Below are 6,161 nucleotides of genomic sequence, written 5' to 3' on the forward strand. Positions count from 1 at the left end.
CGCCTACCGATTCAACCGCCGATTCGATCTCAGGACCTTGAACGCGCGGCTCCTGCTCGCCGCCGTAGCCTGCTCGCCGCTGCCCCAGCGCTCGATTCGGGCGGCTGACGTTCATTGCTAATCAGGACGACCTTTGTGACCATTACGCCTTTCGCCAGGGCAACACCGACTGGCAGATCTGGATCACCACCGGGGCCAAGCCGCTGCCACGCAAGCTCGTGATCACCGATCGATCCGACGAGGCACGTCCGCAGTCGGTCCAGTATTTCGACTGGAACCTGAAGCCGACCTTCAAGGACAGTATCTTCAAATTCACGCCGCCCAAGGGCGCGACCGCAGTTGAACTTCGTTCGCTGGAAAAAAGTAAAGGAGCGCCAAAATGAAAAAATCATTCACCAAGTTGTTCGCGACCCCCCTGGCAGTGCTCGTCTTGGCTAGCTTTGCCCTGGCGCCGATCGCTGAGGCACGCGGTGGTGGCGGTGGCCATGCCGGTGCGCGTGCCGGGGGAGGTGGCGGTGGTGGTGGTGGCGCCAAACAGGTCAATAACGCCAATCGCGACGTGCGGGCCAACAATGTGCGCAGCACCAGCGTGAACAACGTCAACAATCGGAACACCAACATCAACGCCAACAAGAACGTCAATGTCAATGTCGATCGCAACCGCGGCGGTTGCTGTGGTGGCGGTTGGGACAACGACTATCACCCGGTCGCAACGGCCGCGGCGGTGACTGCGACGGTTGCGGTCACCGCCGCGGTTGTCGGCTCGATGGTGCGTACCGTTCCCGCCAACTGCATCGCCGTGAATTATGGCGGCATGATTTACCAGCAGTGCGGCAACACCTGGTACCAGCCGCAGGGTTCGCAGTACGTGGTGATCAACCCGCCTTACTGAGAATTTGATGAGAATGGGCCGTCAACCGTAGCCGGCGGCGGCCTCTTTTTGCCCTCCGAGTGCCATGCGAACGCGGTGCGCTACCCCAACCAGTACCTCCATCAGCAGATGGGACTGGTCAATCTGCGGGCGAGAATCCGCGATCTTCCGTGGGCGAAAGCATGAGGTCTTGTCCGAGAGCCGGATGCGCGAGAAGCGCCTGTCCGGTTCGATGAGCGGGATGTGGAAACGGGGTTATGGCCAGGCTACTTGGGCACCGTCAGACGAAAGGGACGGAAACAGACAAGCCGAACCTATCGCCACCGCGCCACATCTCGACTCTACCGAAACTCCCGGCCGGGCGAGGAGGCCGCTACATCCGGAACCAGCCTTATGGCCATCTGAAGTGTAGCGGCCGGGGTGGTCGCCAAGTGTCTATAGATCCCGGGGCGCTTTACAGTGTTGCGGTCGACACCAAAACCCCCCGGAATTTGGTCTTGCTACAGGCTATCGTCGATGACTACGTGATGGGTTCAGCTGGCCTCTCTGACGCCCGGCACCTTCCAGCTGCCATCCAGAATCGAGGGAGCCTCCTCCTTCGGCCAGTACAGACGCATCATCAGGACAAAGTCTCCCGCCGGCGCCGGCAGCCAGTTTGACTCCTTGCCCTTGCCAGGAGACTCGTGCTGGATGTAGAGGTCGACCGAGCCGTCCGGATTCGTCTTGAACCTGTTGCGCTGGCTCAGGTTGTAACGGTTCAGCTTGTTGTCGACGAAGAAGTAGTCCGCGTCGTACATGGTCAGCGACCAGAAGCCATTGACGGGTGGCAGTTGTCCCTTCTCGAAACGGATGACGTATTTCTTTTCACCGCTGTACTTCGCCGCGACATCCGGCCCTTGCGAGGTCGGATACACCGCATCCTGCGGCCGGTTGGCGCCCAAGCCGATGGCAGTGACGAGCGCACGCTGCAGGTAGCTCGTGCCGTACAGGCCCGTCTTCGTCGTGAACAGCCAGCCGTGCTCAAGCTTGAAGTCGCCGGCAACGATGCCAGCCTTCATCCAGTCCATGATTAATTCCTGGGCTGGCTTGGGCGCCCCGGCAAGGCCCTTGGCCACGGCGGGGTCGAGTCTGGCCACGTCGAAATCCTGCCCGGGAACGACACCGATCTTGGCGAGCTTGGCCAACATCGGGGCATCCTCGGCGGTTGCCGGATTGGTCTTGAGCAGTTCGGCGAAAAGCTTGAAGTAGGCCCCGGCGTCGAGCGCATTGACCTGCTCGCGTACGGCGGTCTTCATGTCAATGGCCGGATCGACCGTTCCAGGCGCCGGAGTGTAGGGTTTCCCGTAGGCGGATAGCGGCACAACCGAGATCTTGTCCTGCAAAGCGTGTACCGCCTTGTAGTCCTCGGGGGTGCCGGTGCAGTAGATGCGCCCGAGAATCCAGACCAGCCCTGTCGGGGACTTGTACTCGGTCACGCCGGGAGGCAGTTCGCCAGACCAACCCGGCCCGCTGATGGCATAGGTTTGCGCCTTCGTTCCGGTCGTCCGTTTGCCCGGCACCTGGAATACATTGGTAAAGCCATCGAGCATCGGAAACAGGGCGTAGCGGTCCTTCATGTCCGGAAGGCTCAGGATCCAGGGTTCCTTGGACACGTCGATCCACGTCGTCGTATAAAGGGTGTCGGCGTTAGGCGCCGTGACATCCCGGTACGAGGCGTCGGGGTAACTGCGCATCCTGACGAAGTGTCCCATCGGGGCACGTGATCCTTGCGGTGCCTCCACATTGGTCATGATGCGACGCGTCATCTCCATGGTGACCAGCGGGTAGGCGTAGACGTAGCTCTCGATGGCGATCGCACGTGCCTCGGCTTCCTTCGCCGCTGCCTCAACCGCCTTTGCTTCTGCTTCCGCCTTCGCCTTGGCCTCCATAGCCACCCGGTCGACCTGGGTGGTTTCCGCCGGCTTGTCGCAGGCAGTCAGGGTCAGCGCGCACAGGACCACCATGGCCACCCGGGAAAGATTCTTTCGTTTCATAGCTTTCTCCTATCGATTGCTGGGGCTCGGAGCAAATTCGCTTCCGGAAGGTGTAATCCGGGCCGAAAGGCGTCCTTGTACCGAGCCTTGGTAACCTGTTTGACAAACCACAAGAACTGAACTCAAAGCGTATTCAGTATAGATAACAAGAATGCACGGCTGCGCGGCAGATTTTTCAATTTTCTGACATTTCATGCCAAAATTTCTCGGAAATCCTTATCAGGGTCAGTCATGGGAAAGTCGACATCAAGCCGGCGCGGCCGTCCGCCGATCAGCAACCAGGTCATCCGTGTGGGCGGCGCCATCGCGCTACCTTCCATAGTTCGCGAGCATGGCATCGACGCTGATGCACTGATCGCCGAAGTCGGTCTTCAGGCAGCGGTCTTTGACCATCCCGATAACGTGATCCCCTTCGCCAAATTGGGGGAACTGGGACATCTTGCCGCCGAGCGTACCGGGCTTTCAGACCTCGGTTTGCGGGCCTGCATGCAGACTGGCCTGGTCATGCTCGGCACCGTCGGCTACCTCGTGGCCAACTCCGCAACGGTGGGGGCGGGATTGGCCTGCCTCCAGTCCTATCTGCATCTGCACGACGAGGGTGCCGCTCCCTATTTCCAACAAGAAGGCAGCCTCGCCGTTCTGGGTTATGATGTGCTGGAACCCGAGCTGCTGGGAGCCGAGCAAATCGTTTTTGGCGCGCTCGCCATTGCAGCCAATCTGTTGCGTGAAATTTGCGGCGCTGGCTTCGCGCTGCGCGAAGTGAGTTTTGCGTATCGTGCGCCATCGGATACTTCGGCATTTGTCGTGCACTTTGCCGCCCCGGTTCGCTTCGACGCCGATCGTAACGCCGTGGTATTTGATGCCGCATTCCTTAAGCATCCGATTGCCGGCGCGAGCCCCCTTCTCCGTGATTTCCTCGCGTCGCAACTTCGCGATAAGGAGCGAATCGGGGAAGGGGGCGTCGCCAGAGATCGAATTCAGCGGGTGATGCGAACACTGCTGGCCACGGGCTGCATCAGCCAGGACGAGGTGGCGCAGGCCTTCGGTATGAACAGGAGAACTTTCGCCCGGCGTTTGCAGGAAAGCGGAACCACTTTCAGGGCGCTTCTCGACGCGGTTCGCTTTGATGCGGCACGGGTGCTCCTTCGCGGCTCAGCCGTATCGCTGGAGGACGTTGCCAACCGGCTGGGCTACGCAGACGTTACTGCCTTTGCACGAGCCTTCCGGCGCTGGTCCGGGGCATCTCCCGCTGTTTGGCGACGCAAACATGGGGCGGTTGTCTGATCGCGAGGCTGGTGGTCAGATGCCTCCTGCAGCTTCTGAGGGCATCATGTTTAATTGCCACCGGGCGCCTTTTCTCCGTAGTTTGGTGTCGGGACGAGAAATTTCGTATGCTGTCCTCGAAACCCGCAAAGACCTGTTTGCCGATCATGGTCGCGAACAGCCCGCCAGCCACGCCTGCCCACCAGGGCGTCCAGGGTGGTAGCAGGCGGGCCGCGGCACCGGCGGCGGCCTTGGCAGCATCGCGCGATGCGCTCTTGTTGGTTTGCCCGCCTTCTTTTTTGCCTCGACGAAGCCGAGCAATCCCTGGCCGTCATCGTCCTGGGCGATCAGCATTTCGTTTCTCCGGAGACGGCGCAACACGATGACGCGCCAATTCTTTTCCCAACCGGACAGACGGCACGGCGCCGTCCTTGCCTTCCCAGCCTTGACCCGCATCGGTCCAGCCTGCACCGCAGAACACCCGCTCGAGGTGGCGTTTGACGTTCTTCGACCGCTTGAGCTTGGACGCCCACCACCTCGATAACGCGCTCTTGCCGGCGGACCTTGCAGCGGCTTCCACTCGCCGCGATACGCTGCCGCGATCGTCTTCAACTCGCAGAGCATCCGGCGGGCAATGCCTTGCGGCATCCTGGCGAGCCCCCTGGCGGCGGACTTGGCGAAGCGAAGTGCAAACGTGTGAGACCTGTTAAGCCTATCTCATTTCGCTGTTCAATTTTGCTTAACATCGCCGATCGACCGGGCCTCCGGCGCAAGTGGTGCCGGCGGTGCAGAACATCAGCGCGGTGGCCGCACAGGGCCAGACGGTGCGGCGGAAGGGGGTTTTCAGCCAGTGGCGCGGTCCGAGGCTAAGCACTAGAGCATACGCACGCGGCAGGCCTACGTAGCCTGGGTGTGGCGCTTCATCCTTTTCACAACAAGCGGTGCTCTCGTGAAATAGGCGCGCGGGAGGTCGAGGCGCTTCCAACTCACCCTGCCGTGGGGGCGCGTTTTTGGCATCGACACGCAACCAGGCGAAGAGCGCCTTGCCTTTCCTCTCCAAGGAGGTCTTGGAGACCGAGCTTCCCCGGCTGGATGACGTCGAGTCGGCGAAGGCTCACAAGCCCTTGCCCGTCGTTCTCACGCCGGACGCAGTGTACCGCTGCTGGCGCTGATCGATGTAACACCGGCTTGATCCTCCGGCTGCTGCACGGCACAAGAAGCTGTCGCACCGGAGCAAACCCCAGAGGAAGCGCTCGAATTCGCCCACCAGAGTCTTCGGTTCAGTCCTGGCCAGGACATCCTTGGCCGCATTCCCTCGTGGTTCCCTGCATTCTTGGAATGCCTTGTCGTCGCGCCTTTTCGTCGAGCTAGTGGTCAAGATGGGCTATGGCGGCTCTCGCCGCGACGCCAGCGAGCGCATCGGGCAAAGTGGCGACGGTGGACTTGACGGAATCACCAAGGTAGACCGTCTCGGGTTGGACACTATGTACATTCAAGCGAAGAGATGGCAAGGTTCTGTTGGCCGCCCGGAAATTCAAAAGTTCGTCGGCGCGCTGCAGGGTCAGCAGGCGAAGAAGGGCGTTTTCGTGACCGCCTCGTCTTGCACAGCAGAGGTGTTTCACCACGCGTTTCGCATCACCACCAGGGGGCCACCGGCCGCTACGCGATAAGGCCGCGTCGGGCGGTGCTTTCAAACCTTGAGCCGATTCCAGCTTGCCGCAATGACTGATCTATTCCCTCCCTGGCCTATCCTCTCGGCTTTCCTGTTCGCCAGTCTCGTTCTTGCGATCACGCCTGGCCCGGGCGTGCTCTACATCGTTACTCGCAGCCTTGTCCAGGGGCGTCGTTCCGGGCTGGTGTCGGTGGCCGGCGTCGCGCTCGGCAACCTGGGGAACGCGCTGGCAGCGTCGGTCGGCCTGGCCGCCTTGTTTGCCGCCTCCTCGCTGGCCTTTGCGGTGGTCAAGTACGCGGGCGCGCTGTACCTCTTCTACCTC

7 protein-coding genes and 1 pseudogene are annotated in these 6,161 nt (G+C 61.2%); 6 read left to right on the plus strand and 2 right to left on the minus strand.

The annotated features are described in order from the left end of the window. The 3 genes and pseudogenes from V5B39_RS21255 to V5B39_RS21265 form a co-directional block, all read left to right on the plus strand. Positions 1-121: pseudogene (locus tag V5B39_RS21255) on the plus strand (IS1595 family transposase); the annotation flags it as partial. Then, positions 114-383 carry a DUF2092 domain-containing protein gene (locus V5B39_RS21260; RefSeq protein WP_434735750.1) on the plus strand — a complete coding sequence of 90 codons (270 nt, stop codon included), beginning with the start codon at positions 114-116 and terminating at the stop codon, positions 381-383. The pseudogene V5B39_RS21255 and the gene V5B39_RS21260, both read left to right, overlap by 8 nt. Further along, positions 380-892 (plus strand): hypothetical protein, encoded by a 513-nt coding sequence (locus tag V5B39_RS21265; protein WP_291911396.1) that lies wholly within the window; start codon positions 380-382, stop codon positions 890-892. Before V5B39_RS21260 ends, V5B39_RS21265 begins: the two co-directional genes overlap by 4 nt. A 512-nt stretch (positions 893-1,404) precedes the next feature. Here the strand turns inward: V5B39_RS21265 and V5B39_RS21270 are convergent. Continuing rightward, positions 1,405-2,904: a DUF1254 domain-containing protein gene (locus V5B39_RS21270; protein ID WP_332344824.1), complete on the minus strand. Its 1,500-nt coding sequence runs from the start codon at positions 2,902-2,904 to the stop codon at positions 1,405-1,407. Between the two features lie 231 nt (positions 2,905-3,135). On the opposite strand from V5B39_RS21270, the gene V5B39_RS21275 reads away from it, so the two are divergent. After that, positions 3,136-4,188: an AraC family transcriptional regulator gene (locus tag V5B39_RS21275; RefSeq protein ID WP_332344825.1), complete on the plus strand. Its 1,053-nt coding sequence runs from the start codon at positions 3,136-3,138 to the stop codon at positions 4,186-4,188. 144 nt (positions 4,189-4,332) lie between these two features. Here the strand turns inward: V5B39_RS21275 and V5B39_RS21280 are convergent, their stop codons facing one another. Next, the gene (locus tag V5B39_RS21280; protein WP_332344826.1) at positions 4,333-4,521 is read right to left on the minus strand and encodes a hypothetical protein; all 189 of its coding nucleotides are present in this window, start codon (positions 4,519-4,521) and stop codon (positions 4,333-4,335) included. Positions 4,522-5,546: 1,025 nt separating this feature from the next. On the opposite strand from V5B39_RS21280, the gene V5B39_RS21285 reads away from it, so the two are divergent. Next, positions 5,547-5,837: a restriction endonuclease gene (locus V5B39_RS21285; RefSeq protein WP_434735751.1), complete on the plus strand. Its 291-nt coding sequence runs from the start codon at positions 5,547-5,549 to the stop codon at positions 5,835-5,837. Positions 5,838-5,888: 51 nt separating this feature from the next. Next, the coding region (locus V5B39_RS21290) for a LysE family translocator (RefSeq protein WP_332344827.1) at positions 5,889-6,161 on the plus strand (273 nt) is incomplete at its 3' end.

The organism is Accumulibacter sp., assembly GCF_036625275.1.
Taxonomy (GTDB): Bacteria; Pseudomonadota; Gammaproteobacteria; order Burkholderiales; family Rhodocyclaceae; genus Accumulibacter.

Bases quoted from the DNA above. Each gene is read 5' to 3' on its own strand.
- V5B39_RS21280 (WP_332344826.1), bottom strand. From the start codon at position 4,521: ATGCTGATCGCCCAGGACGATGACGGCCAGGGATTGCTCGGCTTCGTC.
- V5B39_RS21275 (WP_332344825.1), top strand. From the start codon at position 3,136: ATGGGAAAGTCGACATCAAGCCGGCGCGGCCGTCCGCCGATCAGCAAC.
- V5B39_RS21285 (WP_434735751.1), top strand. From the start codon at position 5,547: ATGGGCTATGGCGGCTCTCGCCGCGACGCCAGCGAGCGCATCGGGCAA.
- V5B39_RS21270 (WP_332344824.1), bottom strand. From the start codon at position 2,904: ATGAAACGAAAGAATCTTTCCCGGGTGGCCATGGTGGTCCTGTGCGCG.
- V5B39_RS21265 (WP_291911396.1), top strand. From the start codon at position 380: ATGAAAAAATCATTCACCAAGTTGTTCGCGACCCCCCTGGCAGTGCTC.